We start from the raw sequence: 16722 nt of genomic DNA, 5'->3' as shown, positions 1-16722 counted from the left end.
ACAGCCCGTGCCGCTGACGAACCCCTGGCTGACCGGGCCGGCGCCGACGAGGAAGCTGGACCGGGACCGCCTGGAGGAGCGCATCCTCAACCTGCTGTCGTCGCAGAACATGTGCGTGCTCGCCACCGCCGGGCCGGACGGTCCGCTGGCCACGCCGGTGCGCTACTACCCGCTCGACTTCACGCTGATGTTCACCGCCGCGCCGCGCTCGCCCAAAATGCGCAACATCGCCGCCGACCCGCGGGTGTCGGTCGGGGTCTTCGCCCCGCTGGTCGGGCTGGCCAGCAGCCGGGGCGCGCAGGTGTTCGGCACCGCCCGGGTGCTCGGCCCGGAGCACCCCGAGCGGGCCCGCCACTGGGCCGCGTTCCGCTGGGAGAACGAGCACGCCGAGCGGGGCCGGTCGCTGTCCGAGCCACCCGAGGACCCGCTCGTCGTGATCGAGGCCGATCGGATCGTCTACACCGAACACTGGCTTCGCCGCGAGGGGTACGCCCCGCGCCAGCACTGGCGCCGCTGACGCCGCTGCCGGACCGTTCCGCTACCGGCCACCGGGGGAGCGGGTGGCGCGCAGCAGGTTGCCGGCCAGGCGCAGGTCCGCGCCCTCGACGCGGGCCAGCACGTCGATCCGCTCCACCGTGACGGGTGACCACAGCGGCTCCGGGAACGCCGCGCGCAGGGCGTCGGCGTCCAGGCCCCAGCCCTGGCCCGCCTCGGGCGACACCGCCAGCACGTACACCGCCCCGCCGGGCGCGGTCAGGCGCGGCAGCAACGCCAGGTAGTCGCGTACGGCAGCGCCCCGCCGGTCCAGCGAGTGCAGCAGCCCGGAGTCGAACACCGAGTCGTACGGCACCGGCGGCACCGGGATCACCGTGGCGTCGCACACCTCGAAGCGCACCGGCAGTCCCGCCTCGGCCGCCTTGGCCCGGGCCTGACCGATCGCCACCGGTGAGATGTCGACGCCCGTCACGTCGTGGCCGCTGCGGGCCAGCGCGAGCGCCAGCTCCCCGGTGCCGCAGCCGACGTCGAGCACGCGCGGGCCGCGTACCCCGGTGTCGAGGACGGCGGCGAGCGCCGGCTGCGGTCCGCCGATCTCCCAGGGCGGGCGGTCGGTGTCGCGGTAGAGGCGGTCGTAGTGGACGTCGTCCGGCTCGTCGGTCATCGCGTACCCCCTCGGTGCGTGACAGGTGCCGAGCGTGTCACGTTCGACGGCGGTCCGCGCGCCCGCCGGGGCCGGTGGTGAGCCGGTCCCGGCGGGCGCGATGGGGCGTCAGAACCGCAGGCGGCGCAGGTAGCGGTAGCCGACCTCGGCGGTCCGCTGCGGCGTCACGTCCGGGGTGTCGTTCTCCACGATGTACTCCATCACCTGGTGCCCCCGGAAGATCCGCGCGAAGTCGATCATCCCGGTGCCCAGGTCGGCCATGTCGCCGGTGGCCGGGTCGCGGTCCTTGACGTGGTACTGCAACACCCGCTGCGGCGCCGAGCGGATCACGTCGAGCGTGAAGCCCTCCGGGTCGTCGACGCCGTCGCCGGAGTTGATGCCGCCGGTGACCGCCCAGTAGATGTCGATCTCCAGGTGCACCAGGCGCGGGTCGAGTTCCTCGGTCAGCACGTCCCACGGCCGCCGGCCGTTGCCGAAGTCGATGGTGAACTCGTGCGCGTGGTTGTGGTAGCCGTACCGCAGACCGGCCTTGCGCGCGGCGGCGGCCTCGACGTTCATCTGCTCCGCCCAGCGCTTCCAGTCGTCCTCGCGGTCGGAGTTCAGGTACGGCACCACCATGAACCGCTGGCCCAGCGTCCGGGCGTTCGCGATCTTCTGCTCCAGCGCGGCGGCGTCGGCGGCGATCCCGTCGTGGCTGGAACTGGCCTTGATGCCGGTGCGGTCCAGGAAGCGGCGCAGCTCCCGCGCGGTACGCCCGAAGTAACCAAGCGCCAGCTCGACCCGGGGGTAGCCGATGCGGGCCAGGTGCGCCAGCGTCGCGTCGTATCCCGGCGAGCCGTTGAGCGCGTCGCGGACCGTCCAGAGCTGAAGGCTGATCAGCTCCTTCGGCACCGGACGCCGGCCGTGGTGGTGCCCGCCGCCGGCCTGCGCCGCCGTCGCGCCGAGCCCGGTCGCCAGGCCCACACCGGCCAGCGCGGCGAGGGAGCCACGCAGCAGACCACGCCGATCAAGCGACCGCTCCAGCGCGGCCTGTCCGTCATGTCCGTAGCACATGGTCGTACTCCTTCCTCAAGGTCGGGCGGACGGGACCAGGACGACCTGGTCGGTGCCGGTCAGCGCGGGCAGGCCGTCGCTGCCGCTGTCGGTGTAGCTGGCGACGAAGACGCCGGTGAGGTTGTCGGTCTCCGGGTCGTGGCCCTCCGGGACGGTGGTGGTGATCGAGCCGGTGCAGCCGCTCGCGGTGGTCTGCGGGTGGCCGTGGCTGTCGTGGCCGAGGATGTAGGTGACTGTGACCCGGGCGCAGTCGACCGGCTGGTCGTCGGTCACCCGGACCTCGAAGGTCACCGTGTCACCGAACGAGAACGGCTGCCCCTCGACCGGGTTCACCAGCTCCACCACCGGGGTGGCGTTGCCGACCACGACCCGTACCTCGGTGGACGCGGACCGTCCGGCCCGGTCGGTCACCTTCAGCGTGGCCCGGTAGATGCCGTTCTCCCGGTAGGTGAACGTCGGGTTCGGGGAGCGGGAGTCCACCCGGTCGTCGTCGTCCAGGTACCACTCGTAGCGCAACGCGTCGCCGTCGGCGTCGGTCGTGCCGGCACTGGAGAACGCGACGGTCAGCGGGGTCACCCCGGCGGTGGGCGTAGCCGACGCCTGCGGCACCGGCGTGTGGTTGCCGGTGAATCCGATGTGGTCGATCCGGGCGAGCTGCGCGTCCGGGTTCTCACTGAAGTAACCGTCACCGTACTCCAGCACGTAGAGCGCGCCGTCCGGGCCGAACTCCAGGTCCATCGGGTTGTCGAAGACCACCGAGGGCAGCACCGGCTCGATCCCGGTCACCGCGCCCCGCGCGTCCTGCCGGAACGCCTTGACGTAGTCGCGGGTCCACTCGTGGAACAGCGGCAGCCCGTCGTAGTACGACGGCCAGGCCACCGCGGTACGGCCCCGGGTTGTGCGGATGTCGAAGTCGTACGCCGGGCCGGCCATCGGGCCGATGCCGCCGTCGCCGAGTTCCGGGAACTGCGGCGAGACGCCATAGGTGTACGCCACCTGCGGCTTCTGCACCGGCGGTACCTTGCGCAGCCCGGTGTTGTGCGGCGAGTCGTTCACCGGCGCGGCGCAGTCGAACGGCGTACCGGACTGCCCGGTGGCGAAGTCGTAGTCGACGTAGGGCAGCGCGTCGGTGGCGCAGTACGGCCAGCCGTAGTTGCCGGGCTTGCGGGTAGCGAGCCACTTGCCGTGCCCGGACGGTCCACGGTTGGGGTCGGCCGCGCGCGCGTCGGGCGAGTAGTCCGCCACGTACAGCTCACCGGTGGCCCGGTTCAGCTCGATCCGGAACGGGTTGCGCAGGCCCATCAGGTAGATCTCCGGGCGGGTGCCCGGCGTGCCCCGGCGGAACAGGTTGCCGTCCGGGACCGTGTACGACCCGTTCAGTCCCACCCGGATCCGCAGGATCTTGCCGCGCAGGTCGTTGGTGTTTGCCGAGGTGCGCTGCGCGTCGTACGCCGGGTTGCGGCCGGGCCGCTCGTCGATCGGCGTGAAGCCGCCGGACTCGAACGGGTTGGTGTCGTCGCCTGTCGACAGGTAGAGGTTGCCCTTGGCGTCGAAGACGATGTCGCCACCCACGTGGCAGCAGATGCCCCGGTCCACCGGCACGTCGAGGATCTTCTGCTCGGTGCGCAGGTCCAGCGTGTCCTTGACCAGCCGGAACCGGGACAGCCGCAGGACGCCCTGGAACGGTGCGAAGTCCTCGGCGGTGCCCCAACCGGGCGCGTCGCCCTCGTTGACGCCGGGCGTGGCCGGGTCGTCGACGGGTGTGTTACCCGGCGGCGAGTAGTAGAGGTAGACCCAGTTGTTGCCGCCCCGGCCGAAGTTCGGGTCGACGGCGACGTTCTGCAGGCCCTCCTCGTCGTGCCGGTAGACGTCGAGCGTTGCGGCGATCGTGTTGCGGCCGGTCGCGGGGTTGTGCAGCCAGACCTGGCCGGCGCGGGTCACGTGCAGTACACGGCGGTCGGGCAGCACCGCCAGGTCCATCGGCTCACCGGGGGTGTCGTTGAGGGTGACCTTCTGGAAGTCGCTGTCCGGCGGCGGGGCGGCGGTGCCCGGCGCGGCGGTGGCGACGGTGGGGGTGGCGACGAGGGCCGTGGCGGTCATAGTGGCCACGGCGAGCGCGAATCGTCTGGTCAACTGCCTCTCCTTGCTGGGGACGGGTCGGGCAGGGTTCTCCTTCGCAAGCTGGTGCGGGCGCGGCGGAACGCCATGCCGGGAGGTGGGAGGAGTGGGGGCGAAACGTCAACGCCTGCGGCCGACGCTACAAAAGCCATGTCGATATGTCTATAGCTTTCATTGACTCTGGAAGAACTTTCGTCGCGCGCGGACGAAAGTTGAGTGGCGCGTGGCATGCTCGGATCGTGGCCAGCTACGACGTCGCCCTCGTCCTGCTCGTCGACCCGACCGGCGCGATCCTCATGCAGCACCGCGACGGCAACGCGCCTGTCTCGCCGTACCAGTGGAGCCTGCCCGGCGGCAGCATCGAACCCGGCGAGACACCGGAGCAGGCCGCCCGGCGCGAGCTACGCGAGGAGACCGGCCTGACCGCCGGGGAGCTGCACCTGCTGTGGAGCGGACCCCGCCCGCACGAGGAGGGATTTCCGCACACCGTCACCGTGTACGTATTCCGCGGCAGCACCGACGCCCGGCAGGAGGACGTGGTGCTCGGCGAGGGACAGGCGATGGTGTTCGTGCCCCGCGACCAGGTGCTCGACCGCGACCTGGCGGTGAGCGCCGCGAAGGTGCTGCCGCTGCACCTCGCGGACGCCGTCTAGCGCCCGGTCAGCGCCCCGGCGAGCACCTCGACGAACCGGGGGAGCAGCTCGTCGTCGGGCAGATGGTCCGGGTTGATCTCGGTGACCGACAACCCGGCGAACCGCGGGCTCGCCACCAGCTCCGCCAGCGTCGCCGCCGCATCGCCGAGGCTGAGCCCGAACGGCTCCGGCACGTCCGCCAGCGGCGCGTCCACGAAACGCAGCACGTCCACGTCGAAGTGCACCACGAACCCGTCGGCCGCACCCTCGGCCACCGACCGGGCCCGGCGCGCCGCCGCCCGCGCGTCGGCGTGCACCTCCTCGGCCGGCACGTACGTCAGCCCCAGCTCCGCCACCAGATCGCGCTCGTGGTCACCCGGAGGCAGCGAGTCGCCGTACACCACCACCCGCTCCGGCGACAGCAACGGCACCGCCGGCCCGACACCCGCCACCTCGGGCACCGTCCCCGGCAGGCCCAGCATGTGCGCCAGCCCCATCGCGTCCAGGTTGCCGTTCGCGCGCGTCACCGGCGTGTAGAGATCCGGGCCGCCGTCCACGTACACCAGCGCTGGCGACAGCCCGGCCCGCGCGCAACCGGCGACCAGGCCGACCGTCACGGTGCAGTCGCCGCCGAGCACCAGCGGCGCGCGCCCCCGGCGCAGCGCCGCCGCGACCCGGTCGGCCACCGCCGAGGCGACGGCGGCCACCGCGCCCGCGTTCTGACCCCTGGGGTACGCCGGATCCGGCCGCCACCGGAATCCGGCCACGTCGCCGGCGTCCTCGACGTCGACACCCAGCAGACCGAGCAGGCCGGCGGCGCGCAGAGCGGCGGGTGCGCCCTCGACACCGGGGGTGTGCGCGCCCGCGCTCGACGGCGCCCCGACGACAGTCCACCTACGAGGGTCCATCGCCCCACCCTAACCGCGTGTCAGCGCAGCACGAGCAGATCCAAGGCGTCGACGACCGGGCCGTCGACCGTCCCTGCCGCTTCCCGCAACCGCTCGACGCCGGCGGCGTACTCCGCATCGGTGATGAGCTGAAGCGGCGTGTGCGCCTCCCGGCGCAGGCCGGCCGCCGCCGCCCGCAGCGACGGTGCGGTGACCTGCGGGACCGCCTCGACCGCCGCGGTGGCGAAGCCGGCGGCGGCGAAGGCGCCCTCGACGTCGGCGATGCTCGGGTACGTGTCCAGCACGCGGACCGCCTCGGGGAAGTAGTCGAACAGCGTGATCGCCGCGTGCCGTCCGGCGAACGCGGACCGGATGAGCACCGGGGCACCGGGCCGCAGCACCCGGCGCAGCTCGCGCGCAGCGGTGGCCAGGTCGGGCACGTGGTGGACGACTGTGGACAGCCAGGCGCCGTCCACGCTGCCGTCGGCCAGCGGGAGATGCCCGGCGTCGCCCGCGACGAGCGGCGCGAACACGCAGCGGGCGCGCATCGCCGCCGACGGCTCGACGGCCACGACCTCAAGACCGGGGAACCAGGTGGTGAACGCCCGCGCCCAGGTGCCGGTCCCGGCGCCCAGGTCGAGCAGTCGCATGCCCGGACGCGGGGCGAGGTGCCGGGCGACGGCGGCACGCCAGGCCGTGAGACCGTCGTCGGTGAGATGCCGGGTAGCGGCGAACGCCTCGGCGTCGGCGTCGTGGTACGCGATGCGGGCCATACCCGACAGCCAACGCCCCGGCGGGCCGCCGGGGCAAGCACTGTGACGGGTTACGCAGTGGGCTGGGAGAGGGGCAGAGAGTGCGGTACCGGATCCACTTCGACACCGACCTGCCGGCGGATGCCCTCCGCCGGTTCCTGCTGACCGAGTACGGCATCGCGCCGGAAAGCGTGTACGTGGGGCGGATCGAGGACCGGGCCGTGGACGATCCCCGGCCGGTGGCGATGCTCATCCCGCCCGACGGGGGCGACGGCTTCGGCTGGATTCTCACCGGCGACGCCGACCTGGGTGACGCCACCGGCTTGCGCGAACACGACCTCGCGGTGGCCCTCGCCCGCGCGGTCGGCGTACGGGCGCTCGTCGACGACGGCGGCATCCATCCTGACCGGTGGGTGCTGGTGAGCGCCGACGGCAGCAGCGGCCGGGTGCTGACCGACCCCGACGCCGCCGCCGACGGGGACCTGCGGATCGTGCACGCGCTGGAGCCGATCAGCGGGGAGCCGCAGCTCGCCGTCGTACCGCCGCCGGACTGGGCCCGCGACTGGTGACCCGGCCGAGCCCGGTGAGGGCGGTGCCGTCGTCAGGGCACCGTGGTGGCTGCGGTCATGGCGCTGCCGAAGAACATCATGACGGTGAACAGGATCATCGGGCCGACGAAGACGTAACCCAGGACGAGACCGGCGATCGCCATGCCGTGCCCGGACCGCCTGCCGTCACGGGTCTCACTCAGGGCCAGGTGGCCGAGGATGACGGCGAGGACGCAGGGCAGGCCGAACAGGCACCAGCCGCCGAGCACACCGAGGACGCCGAGCACCAGCGACGCCGTCGCCATGCCCGAGGTCAGCACGGGCCGCACCGGCGGCAGCCGCAGGTCCTGCGGGCCCGGATAGGGCACGGCCGGCACCGGACCATACGTGCCGGCAGGCCCGGACACCGGCGGGTAGGGCCGGGGGACGGCAGACACCGGCGGGTACGGGCCGGCGATCGCCGGTAGCGGCGGCTGCGAGCGGGCCGGATCGTTGGCGGGCTGCGGGTAGGTCATCGGTGGGGTTCCGTTCTTCCGTCGAGGTGGGTGAGCAGGACGCTCACCTCGGTGTGCAGGCGGCGCAGCTCCGCGGCCGTCGGAGCCAGCTCGTAGCAGTGGTGGTGGGCGGCGGCCGACAGGGCCGCCCAGGCGAAGGCGACCCGCCGGGCGACGGCGGGGCCGGGCCCGAGCCGGCCGCGCAGCATCAGTTGCTTCGCCCGGCCCTGCCGGCAGGCGGCGACCATCGGACGGGTGCGCCGCCAGTAGGCGTCGATCCCGCTTTCGAGGGCGAGCCGGATCAGGCAGGCGCACGCCCGCGGCCACCATCCGGCGGACACCGCGGCTGCGCCGAGCGGGCCGGCGCCGCGCAGCATCTGGTCGGCCACCGCCAGGCAGGCCCGGGGCGTCGGCGCGGTCACGACCGCACCTCGGCGCCGTCGCGGGGCGCGGGTGCGGCAGGCGGGGACGGCTGCAACGTCGCCACCAGGTGCCGGACGTCGGAGACCAGCTCGGGCAGGTCGGACAGGTAGGCGCCGTGCACGCCCTCCTTGCACGCCCGGTACGCACCCACCGCCCGCGACCCGTGCCGGCGACCCAGGTACCCGAGTACGTCACCGCCCCGGTCGGCGTCGTCGAACAGCGCCAGCGCCACCGTGGTGGTGAGCCTGCGGGACGCGGCCACGACGGCCGCCTCGATGTCGTCGTGCGGCACACCGCGTGCCACCTGCCGCCGCCACACGACCCGGTGGCAGGCGGCCTCGATCGCCGAGCGGCACAGCTCCGCCACCACGGGCCCGCGTACCTCGGACGCGATCTCCTCGGTGCGGGCAAGCGCGTACGCGTCGTCCAGGTAGCGAGTCACCGGGTCGGAGCCGGGCCTCAGGTTCACCACCGACCGCTCCGCGCGGGTCACCTCGACGATGCGGGACCGGCCGAGGTCGAGCCGCGCGAGCGCGTCGGGCAGCCGGGTGTCGTGGGTGAAGACCACCACCTGCCGCTGCTCGGACAACTCGGCGAGCACCCGGGCCAGCCCGTCCACCTTGGCCGGGTCCATGCTCTGCACGGGGTCGTCGACCACGACGAACCGGAACGGGCTCTCCGGCGCGCAGGCGCGCGGCAGGAACGTGGCCAGCCCGAGGGCCTGCATCTCGCCCTGGCTCATCACGCCGAGCGCGGTGCCGTTGTCCGCGCCGTCCACACTCACCGGGATGACCACCCGCCGCCGGGTGTTCGCGCCGGTCAGGGTCATCGCGCCCAGTTCGACGTTGCTTTCCTGCCGAAGCTGCGCCCAGATCCGCTGCGAGTGCTCCGCAAACGGCGCGACCCGCTGGTTGCGCAGCTGCGTCCCGGTGGCCTTCAGCCAACTCCGTGCCGCCTTCAGCCGGGCGAGGGCGCGCTCCCGCTCCGGCAGCGTCCCGGCCGCCGCGATCCACGTCCGCAGCTGCGCGGCCACCGTCTGCCAGCCGGTGTCGCGCCGGCGCAGCAGATCCTCGGCGTACGCCCGCGCGGTCTCCGCCGCGACGGACACCGCCGGGTATCGGGCGGTCAGGTGGTCGGCCAGTTCCTCCGGCCCGCCCGGCATCTGGCGCAGCGCGGTCACCGCGGCGCGCAGGTCGCCGACCGGCACCCCGTCGGCGTCACCGGCGGGCACGTCCAGGTCGTCGATCAGGTAGTGCGCGCGCTGCCGCAGCGCGGTCAGCCGGGACGCGGCGGCCTGGGCGGCGAGGGTCCGGTCGCGCAGCTCGCCCAGGGCCGCGGCGGCGCGGGTCCGCCAGTCGTCGTCGAGCCGGCCCGTCGCGCAGACCGGGCACGGCCCGTCACCCTGGTTGTCGTGGTGTTCGACGGCCAACCGGAGCAGCTCGGCGCTGCGCAGCGAGGCCCGCGACCGGCCGCCGTCGTGTCGGCGGGCCTGCGCGGCGGCGTCCCGCAGCTGCCCGGCCAGGCGGGCCACCTCGTCGCCGTCGGGCACCCGCACGGCCACCAGCCGCCGGCAGAACGACACCTCCGCGTCGGCGGTGGGTTCCTCCGGCTCGTCGAGGATCCCGGTCAGCGCTGCCAGGTCCGGCTGGTTCACCGCGAGCAGTGCGGCGGCCCGCCGGGCCCGGTCGTCCGGCACCTCGGCGAGCGCGGCGGCGAGGGTGGCGCGCTGCCCGCGTACCTCCTTGACGGCGGCGTCGGCGGGACGGGCAGCGGCCATCAGCCGGCGGTCGGCGTCGGTGATCGCCTCCAGCCCGAGGATCGCGGAGATGGCGTCGAACAGCTGGCTTTGCGTGCCGGCGGTGAGCCGGCCCAGCTCGGCGGCGGTGAGGAACGGACGGTACAGCTCCAGCGGCCGGGCCAGGCCCAGCTCGGCAAGATCCCGATGGGTGCCGCCGGCGCTGGTGATCGTCAGCGCCGCGTCGCCCAGCTCCCCGTCCGACGGCCAGGAACGGACCACCCGGGTGGGCGTCGCGACCCCGTCGACGCGCAACTCGACGGCGATCCGGCACGGGTCGGCGGCGTGCAGGTTGCGCCACCCGGTACGCCACACGCTGTTGCGGTCCGCCCAGCGCGCGCTGTCTCCCGTCAGGGCCAGTTCCACCGCTTCGGCGAAGCTGGACTTGCCGGAGCCGTTGCGGCCCACGACCACGGTCAGCCCCGGGCCGGGCTCGATGGGGAGGGTGCGCTCCGGGCCGACGCCGCGGAACCCGGCGACGGTGACCGACGAGAGCCAGATCCGCTCCCGCGACTCGTCCGCGCCGGTGCGCTGCGGCTCCAGTGCGGTCGGCGCGCCGGAGAGCGCCGCGTCCAGGTCGGCCCCGCCGCTCAGCGCGGCGAGGACCACCTCGGCGGTGTCATCGGGCACGCGGTCGGCGGCGAGTCGGTCGAAGATCAGATCGACCAGGGGCTCGGTGTGGTTCATCAGGCAACCTCCTGGGAGGGGCAGGGAAGCGAGCTCGTCACGGCTCGCTGCGGTGGTGATGCGAGGACCGGGGATGTCAGCGGGCCGGGCGCCACTTGCCGCAGCTCTCCGAGTGGAAGGCATAGTCGGAGGAGCGGATGGTGACCTGCACGCGGCGGGCGCCGTTGGTGAAGTAGTTGTCGATCGTGTTGCCCGAGCGGTCCTGCCGCTCCCAGTAGCAGCCGTCGACATCCGTGGTGACGTACGTGCCCGGCTTGATCTCCTTGCCGACGCGGTAGGTGCCGTCCTCGAACAGCCGCCCCTGCGCCGCCAGCTGCGCGTCCGCCCGGCCCTGCCGCACCGCCGCACGCCACTTCCTCGCGTATGGATGGGCGGGGCACAGCGTCAAGGCCGCGTTGATTTCCGGGACCTGCTCGCTGCTTGCGGCGAAGCCCGCCTCGGCGTACACGTCCTCGGCGTCGACCTCCGCGCACATCTGATACAGCACCGCGATGTCGCTGTCGTCGTAGCCGGACGTCTTGTACGCCGCCATCTCGACCGGGCTGACCGGACGGATCTCCTGGCCGGCATCGCAGGACACGGGCTTCACGGCCCAGGCTTCGCTGAAGTCGGGACGGCCGTCCTTGCCGGTGATGACGGTGAACGTCCGGCGCTCGTCCAAGCTGTCCGTGAGGTAGCAGGTGAGAACGAGTGCCTCCTGCTGCGGAATGTTCTTCGGGTCATGCGGGTAGGTGTCGCTGCTGTCCGGGATGCCGTCGCCGTCCTGGTCGGCCAGTGGCGTCGGGCTGGGAGTGGGGGATGCCGCCGTGGCCGACGGCGTTACCGGCGGCGTCGACCGGGCGGCGGGCGTCTTGGCGTCGTCGCCGCACGCGCTGAGGCCGACGGTCGCGAGGGCGGTGGCGAGCAGCAGACCGGCGGGCCGGCGCCGCGGCAGGCCGGAACCGATCCGGCGGGTCCGGTCGGAGTCGGGGAGGAATGTCATCATCGTCTCCAGGCGCGTGCGATCTGCGGATCGACAGCGCGTCGATTCGCTGCTGGGTGGTGTGAAGTCGCGGAGCGGTCAGCGGGTGAGGCTGGCGTGCCAGTCGCGGAGGAACGCCGCCGTGCCCCTTGAGGTGCTGGAGTCGTCGCAGGACCGGCCCGGCCGGCGGCGCACCTGCTCGGCGAGCCGGACCAGGGGCGGCTGCCCGGCCCGCCGGTGCGGTCGCAGGCCGTCGCTGACCACGTATGCGACCCCGCCGCTGCGTCCCTTCCAGATGTGGTCGGTCGCGACGGCTGGTGCCTCCGCCCACCGGTCGGCCGGGCCGGGGCCGCGTTGCTGGTCCGGCTGCGACGGGCAGGCGGTGCCGTGCGCGGTGGCGAGCCGCGTGGCGGTGTCCAGGAGTTGCCCGGCCGAGCTGATCTCGTCGTAGTGGGCGGCGGTGAGCGCGAGGGTCACGGCGTCGCCGATCCGCAGGCAGTCCGCGCAGTCGGCACCGAGGACATAGCCGCGCAGCGGAAGGGCGCGAGCGTGCAGAGCGGCGGGGAGCAGGTTCAGGGCGTGGCGGAACTCATCGGGACGCACGACGCCTCCTGTCGTGTCGAGGGTCAGACCACCTTGATGGAGTCGATCTGGAGCAGCGGCACGGTCGTCGAGCCGCTGATCTGGGTGTCGTAGCTGAACGAGCCGAGGACAATGACCTTGGCGCGGAAGATGTCGTCCTCAACGAGGTCCGCAAGGTCCGTTCCGGAGCCGGAGAGGATGGTGTTGGTCTCGTAGTCGAACTCGTCGGACATCCGCCGGTGGGCGACGTCGGCACGGAACGTGTCGGTTCCGGTCGCCGCGTCGAACTGGGTCACCCGGCCGTACAAGACGTAGTGCTCGCCGATGTGCCCGTCGGGGTTCTTGGCGACGAGCTTTCACTGCCGCGCGGACAGCGTCTTGTAGGACGGCGGCTTCGGCGGCGCGGCAGTCTTCGTCGATGAGGGCGCGGCGCTGGTGGGAGAGGCCTTCGTGGGGGCGGCGGTGGTGGGCGGGGCGGTGCTCGGGCTCGCGGACGCGGCGCCGGCCCGGGGCGTGTCGTCGCCGTTCGTCGCGACCACGGCACCACCGACGCCGAGGGCGACGACGAGGACGATGCCGCCGACGGCCCACGCGCGAGCGTTGGAGCGCGTGGGAGCCCTTGCGGGGCTGTCCGTTTCGGCGAGCGCGGCGTCCCGAGGGGCACCGGTGGCGGGCGGGTCCGCGGCGGCACCGGCGAGGGCGGGTCCGGCTGCGGCGACACGCCGCCCGCGGTGGCGGACTCGTCGGGCGGCGCGGGACTGGACGGGTCGGTCATGACGGTCTCCTTCTGTGAACACCCGGGGGGTGGGTGGGGCGGGCGGGTTGCCCGCCCCGGGTCGGGGAGTGGGTCAGGTGAGGGAGACGGTCACGCCGCCGGAGAACGGCGAGTCGTGCAGCTCGAGCTTGGCGAGCTTGACGTCCTTCGGGATGTCGAAGACGACCACGCCGGTGACCTGGTTGCCGGGGTTGATGTCGTTGAGGAACGTCTCGGCGTTCTTGTTGGCATAGAGGGCGGCCGAGCCGTCGGCGGAGTACTCGGTGCCGTTGGCGGCGTACGCCTTCTGGCTGCTGCCGTCGAACATCTGCGCCTCCTTGCCGATGTTCTTCACGTTGATCGTGACCAGGCAGAACTGGCCCTGCGCCTTGGCGCCGAACGCCGACGAGCCGACCTTGCTGACGCCGCACTTGGCGGACTTGACGGTGAACTCGAACTTGCCGTCGCGGGCCGGCTGGCCGATCTTCGCGGTCTTCGGCTTGTCGTCGCTCTTGCCCGTGTCGGCCTTGCCGCCATCGGTGTCGCCGGCGGCCGCCTCGGTGCCGGAATCGGCCTTGCTGCCGGTGGTGTCGTCGGTGGTGCCGGCGCCGCAGCCCAGGGCGACGAGGGCGCCGGCGATCAGGGCGAGCGTGGTGGTCTTGCGCATCGTTTTCCTCCTGCTGTGAACGTGGCGGCGTCAATAAAAGCATCATCTGTGAACGCTGTCAACAAGCATGATGCTTGACAGATGTGACACACTCCGAACGTGCAAGAGACACCGACAATCACCGCAGCGGAGATCGCCCGGCTCGCCGGTGTCGGCCGGGCCGCCGTCAGCAACTGGCGCAAACGGCACGGCGACTTCCCCGAACCCGTCGGCGGCAGCGCCACCAGCCCCGAGTTCGACCTCGCCCAGGTCGAGCGCTGGCTGCACGCCCAGGGCAAGCTTCCGGAACTCGCCACCGCCGACCGGCTCTGGCGGCACCTCGCCTCGGCCGGCACGTCACCGGCTGCCGGGCTCGCCGCCGTCGGCGCCCGGCTGCTCGCCCGGCAACGCGGCCAGCGCCCCACCCGCCCGGCAGACCCACAGCTGAAGGCGCTGGCGCCGGACGTCGACGCCCTCGCCGACGAACTCGGCCCACAGGGCGCCTTCGACGCGCTCTGGCAACGCTTCTCCGCCCCCGGACCGGCTCGCCCGCACGCCACCCCCGACGACGTGGCCGACCTGATGGCTGGGCTCGCCGCCGTCGCCGGCGGCTCCGTCCTCGACCCCGCCGCCGGCACCGGCGCCACCCTGCGCGCCGCCGTCCGCGCCGGCTGCACCTCCGCGTACGGGCAGGAACTCGACAGTGACCTGGCCCGGCTGGCCGGACTGTGGCTGGCGCTGCGCGACGTACCGGGCGAGGTGACCACCGGCGACTCGCTCCGCGCCGACGACTACTCCGGACGCATGTTCGACGCGGTCGTCTGCCACCCGCCCTTCGGTGCCAGCAACTGGGGCGACGAGGAACTCGTCCACGACCCCCGCTGGATCGTCGGCACGACCCCACGTACCGAACCGGAGCTGGCCTGGGTCCAGCACGCGCTCGCCCACCTGCGGCCGGGCGGCCACGCCGTACTCCTCATGCCGCCCGCCGTGGCCGGCCGACGACCCGGCCGCCGCATCCGCGCCGAACTGCTGCGCCGCGGCGTGCTGCGCGCCGTCATCGCGCTGCCGCCGGGGGCGGCGGCGCCGCACGGCGTACCCCTGCACCTGTGGGTGCTGCGCCGCCCACCGGCCGACGCGCCGCCACCGGCGCGGACGCTGCTCATCGACGCCGCGACCGGCGACCACCCCCGGATCCTCGACACCTGGCGGTTCTTCGCCAACGACGGCGAGATCGATGAGCCCGGGTACGCCCGCGCCGTCCCGGTCATCGAACTGCTCGACGAGGAGATCGACCTCACCCCCGCACGTCGCCAGCCCGCCGTCGCGGGCGAGGCGACAGGCGAACATCTGGTACGCACACGTGAGCGCCTCGCCGCCGTCGTCGCTGACCTGCCGACGCTGATGCCGCAGGTCACGCCCGTAGCCGACGAGGCCCAGGGGGAGTTCCTCACGGTCGGCGAGCTGGTCCGGGCCGGCGCGTTGCAGCTTCTGGGGCCAATCCGAGGCGCTGCCTCCGGCGACGACGGTGAGCTTGCCGGCGACGGCAGGCCGGTGCTGACCGTGCCGGACGTGTTGGGCGGCGGTGAGCCGTCGGGGCGGGACGACGGGCGGCTCGGGCAGGAGATCGCGCTGGCCGGCGGGGACGTGGTGGTGCCGATGATCGCGCGGCAGCTCGTCGCGCGGGTGGTGACGGCTGAAGGCGTGCTGTTAGGGCGCAACCTGTATCTGCTGCGGCCGAATCCGGCGGCGCTGGATTCGTGGTTCCTGGCCGGGCAGTTGCGGACGTCGACGAATGAGCGGCAGGCGTCGAGCCTGTCGGGGACGCTGCGGCTCGACGTGCGGCGGGCGCAGGTGCGGCGGGTGTCGCGGGAGGAACAGGAGCGGTACGGGGAGGCGTTCCGGCGGCTGCACGAGTTCGAGTCGGCAATCCGACAGGCCGCCTCACTGGGCGCGGAACTCGCCCAGTTGACCGCGGACGGACTGGCCCGGGGCGGGCTCGCACCGGCGGCACGACGTGCGTACCAGCGGAAATCGCCGAAGGGGCACTAGCTCCTTGATCGAACAACGTTGTACGGTCGTGCGTCCGCCGGGCTCCGGTCCGGCGGTCGGGACGGCAGTTCGGTTGGGTGTCATCGTGAGGGGGCGGGATGACGCTGGGCACCATCGGCGGCTTCGAGTTGGTCAAGCCGCTGGGCTCGGGCGGGATGGGTGAGGTGTTCTTCGCCGTGTCCCCGACCGCCGATCGTGTCGCGCTCAAGGTGATCCGGAAGCACCTGATCGAGGAGCCGACGATCCGGGACCGATTCGCCGCCGAGGTCGACAGTCTCAAGCTGGTGTTCGGCTCGCGGATCGCCCGCCTGGAGAACGCCGACCCCTACGGTGACCCGGCGTGGCTGGCCGTGGAGTACGTGCCCGGCGCGACGTTGCGGCAGCACGTCGACGCCCGTGGCCCGCTGCCGTTGCCGCTTGCCGCCATGGTCGGCGCGATGCTCGCCGACGGGCTGGGCAAGGTGCACCAGGCCGGTCTGCTCCACCGCGACCTCAAGCCGCAGAACATCATCCTCGGTCCCGACGGCCCGAAGCTCATCGACTTCGGGCTGGCGATCCTGATCGACCGCAGCGACTATCTGACCGAGCCGGGCGCCCTGGTCGGCACGCCCGCCTACATGTCACCGGAGCAGGTACGCGGTGAGCGGGAGCTGACCGCGGCGGTGGACGTCTACGGGCTGGCGGCGACGCTGGTGTTCGCCCTGACCGGTCACGGCCTCTACCCGCCGACCAACTCGTGGAACCTGCTGCTGCGCATCACAGAGCCCAGCGACCTGCCCGACCTGTCGGGCGTGCCCGCCGAGCTGACGCCGTTGCTCGGCGCGATGCTGGCCCACGACCCCGACGCCCGGCCCGGCCTGGACGACGTCGGTGCCCGCCTGCTGGCCGTCGCCACAGCGAGTAGCGGCAAGACAGCGTCCGGCCTGCGTCAGGAGGTCGCCGGCCTGACCTATGACGGGGACACTGAACTGCTCGTCCCAGCGGATCTGCAGGATCCCCAGCGGGACCCGGAGGACACCTCGGTCGAGCCCGAGGACGACACAGTGCCGGTGCCGGACCCGAAGCCCACCGTGGTCGACCCGGAGCGACAGACCGATTCCGGCCCCGACGTCACATGGCTGGTCGAGAGGATCCGCCGCCAGTACGCCCGACGCTCGACCCTGTAGGAAGGCTCCACCG

The 16722-nt window shown here is 73.1% G+C and carries 18 protein-coding genes; 5 read left to right on the top strand and 13 right to left on the bottom strand.

Annotated elements, in window-relative coordinates:
* Positions 1-7: 7 nt before the first annotated feature.
* Positions 8-517: a pyridoxamine 5'-phosphate oxidase family protein gene (locus O7604_RS24610; protein ID WP_281577943.1), complete on the top strand. Its 510-nt coding sequence runs from the start codon at positions 8-10 to the stop codon at positions 515-517.
* Between the two features lie 21 nt (positions 518-538).
* On the opposite strand, the gene O7604_RS24605 is transcribed toward O7604_RS24610, so the two are convergent.
* From O7604_RS24605 to O7604_RS24595, 3 genes are all read right to left on the bottom strand, one after another.
* Positions 539-1159 carry a class I SAM-dependent methyltransferase gene (locus O7604_RS24605; protein WP_281577942.1) on the bottom strand — a complete coding sequence of 207 codons (621 nt, stop codon included), beginning with the start codon at positions 1157-1159 and terminating at the stop codon, positions 539-541.
* 108 nt (positions 1160-1267) lie between these two features.
* Positions 1268-2212 carry a sugar phosphate isomerase/epimerase gene (locus O7604_RS24600; RefSeq protein WP_269706358.1) on the bottom strand — a complete coding sequence of 315 codons (945 nt, stop codon included), beginning with the start codon at positions 2210-2212 and terminating at the stop codon, positions 1268-1270.
* Between the two features lie 15 nt (positions 2213-2227).
* Positions 2228-4312, bottom strand: a complete 2085-nt coding sequence (locus O7604_RS24595; protein WP_281577941.1) for a PQQ-dependent sugar dehydrogenase — start codon at positions 4310-4312, stop codon at positions 2228-2230.
* Between the two features lie 257 nt (positions 4313-4569).
* On the opposite strand from O7604_RS24595, the gene O7604_RS24590 reads away from it, so the two are divergent.
* Positions 4570-4983 carry an NUDIX hydrolase gene (locus tag O7604_RS24590; RefSeq protein WP_269706356.1) on the top strand — a complete coding sequence of 138 codons (414 nt, stop codon included), beginning with the start codon at positions 4570-4572 and terminating at the stop codon, positions 4981-4983.
* On the opposite strand, the gene O7604_RS24585 is transcribed toward O7604_RS24590, so the two are convergent.
* Positions 4980-5870, bottom strand: coding sequence for an arginase family protein (locus O7604_RS24585; protein ID WP_281577940.1), 891 nt, complete (start codon positions 5868-5870; stop codon positions 4980-4982). The two genes, O7604_RS24590 and O7604_RS24585, sit on opposite strands and share 4 nt — an antisense overlap.
* Before the next feature lie 20 nt (positions 5871-5890).
* Positions 5891-6622, bottom strand: coding sequence for a methyltransferase domain-containing protein (locus O7604_RS24580; protein ID WP_281577939.1), 732 nt, complete (start codon positions 6620-6622; stop codon positions 5891-5893).
* 80 nt (positions 6623-6702) lie between these two features.
* On the opposite strand from O7604_RS24580, the gene O7604_RS24575 reads away from it, so the two are divergent.
* Positions 6703-7170, top strand: coding sequence for a hypothetical protein (locus O7604_RS24575; protein WP_281577938.1), 468 nt, complete (start codon positions 6703-6705; stop codon positions 7168-7170).
* Positions 7171-7202: 32 nt separating this feature from the next.
* Here O7604_RS24575 and O7604_RS24570 read toward each other — a convergent pair whose 3' ends face one another.
* The 8 genes from O7604_RS24570 to O7604_RS24535 form a co-directional block, all read right to left on the bottom strand.
* Positions 7203-7664, bottom strand: coding sequence for a DUF4190 domain-containing protein (locus O7604_RS24570; RefSeq protein WP_281577937.1), 462 nt, complete (start codon positions 7662-7664; stop codon positions 7203-7205).
* Entirely contained in the window at positions 7661-8065 is a 405-nt protein-coding gene (locus O7604_RS24565; RefSeq protein WP_281577936.1) for a hypothetical protein, read from the bottom strand. Before O7604_RS24565 ends, O7604_RS24570 begins: the two co-directional genes overlap by 4 nt.
* Positions 8062-10548, bottom strand: coding sequence for an AAA family ATPase (locus O7604_RS24560; RefSeq protein ID WP_281577935.1), 2487 nt, complete (start codon positions 10546-10548; stop codon positions 8062-8064). The genes O7604_RS24565 and O7604_RS24560 overlap by 4 nt, the downstream gene beginning before the upstream one ends.
* A 76-nt stretch (positions 10549-10624) precedes the next feature.
* The gene (locus tag O7604_RS24555; protein ID WP_281577934.1) at positions 10625-11530 is read right to left on the bottom strand and encodes a hypothetical protein; all 906 of its coding nucleotides are present in this window, start codon (positions 11528-11530) and stop codon (positions 10625-10627) included.
* 78 nt (positions 11531-11608) lie between these two features.
* Entirely contained in the window at positions 11609-12112 is a 504-nt protein-coding gene (locus O7604_RS24550) for a hypothetical protein (RefSeq protein WP_281577933.1), read from the bottom strand.
* 23 nt (positions 12113-12135) lie between these two features.
* Positions 12136-12387 carry a hypothetical protein gene (locus O7604_RS24545; protein ID WP_281577932.1) on the bottom strand — a complete coding sequence of 84 codons (252 nt, stop codon included), beginning with the start codon at positions 12385-12387 and terminating at the stop codon, positions 12136-12138.
* Positions 12388-12447: 60 nt separating this feature from the next.
* A complete protein-coding gene (locus O7604_RS24540) occupies positions 12448-12630 on the bottom strand; it encodes a hypothetical protein (protein WP_281577931.1) in 183 nt (60 codons plus the stop codon).
* A 309-nt stretch (positions 12631-12939) separates the two neighbouring features.
* Positions 12940-13512: a DUF4352 domain-containing protein gene (locus tag O7604_RS24535; protein ID WP_281577930.1), complete on the bottom strand. Its 573-nt coding sequence runs from the start codon at positions 13510-13512 to the stop codon at positions 12940-12942.
* A gap of 99 nt (positions 13513-13611) precedes the next feature.
* Here O7604_RS24535 and O7604_RS24530 point away from each other — a divergent pair, with 99 nt between their 5' ends.
* Positions 13612-15543 (top strand): N-6 DNA methylase, encoded by a 1932-nt coding sequence (locus tag O7604_RS24530; protein ID WP_281577929.1) that lies wholly within the window; start codon positions 13612-13614, stop codon positions 15541-15543.
* A 98-nt stretch (positions 15544-15641) separates the two neighbouring features.
* Positions 15642-16709, top strand: a complete 1068-nt coding sequence (locus O7604_RS24525) for a serine/threonine-protein kinase (RefSeq protein WP_281577928.1) — start codon at positions 15642-15644, stop codon at positions 16707-16709.
* Positions 16710-16722 lie beyond the last annotated feature (13 nt).

Source organism: Micromonospora sp. WMMA1947 (assembly GCF_027497355.1).
Lineage (GTDB): Bacteria > Actinomycetota > Actinomycetes > Mycobacteriales > Micromonosporaceae > Micromonospora.
This window is presented reverse-complemented; position numbering and strand designations above follow the sequence as displayed.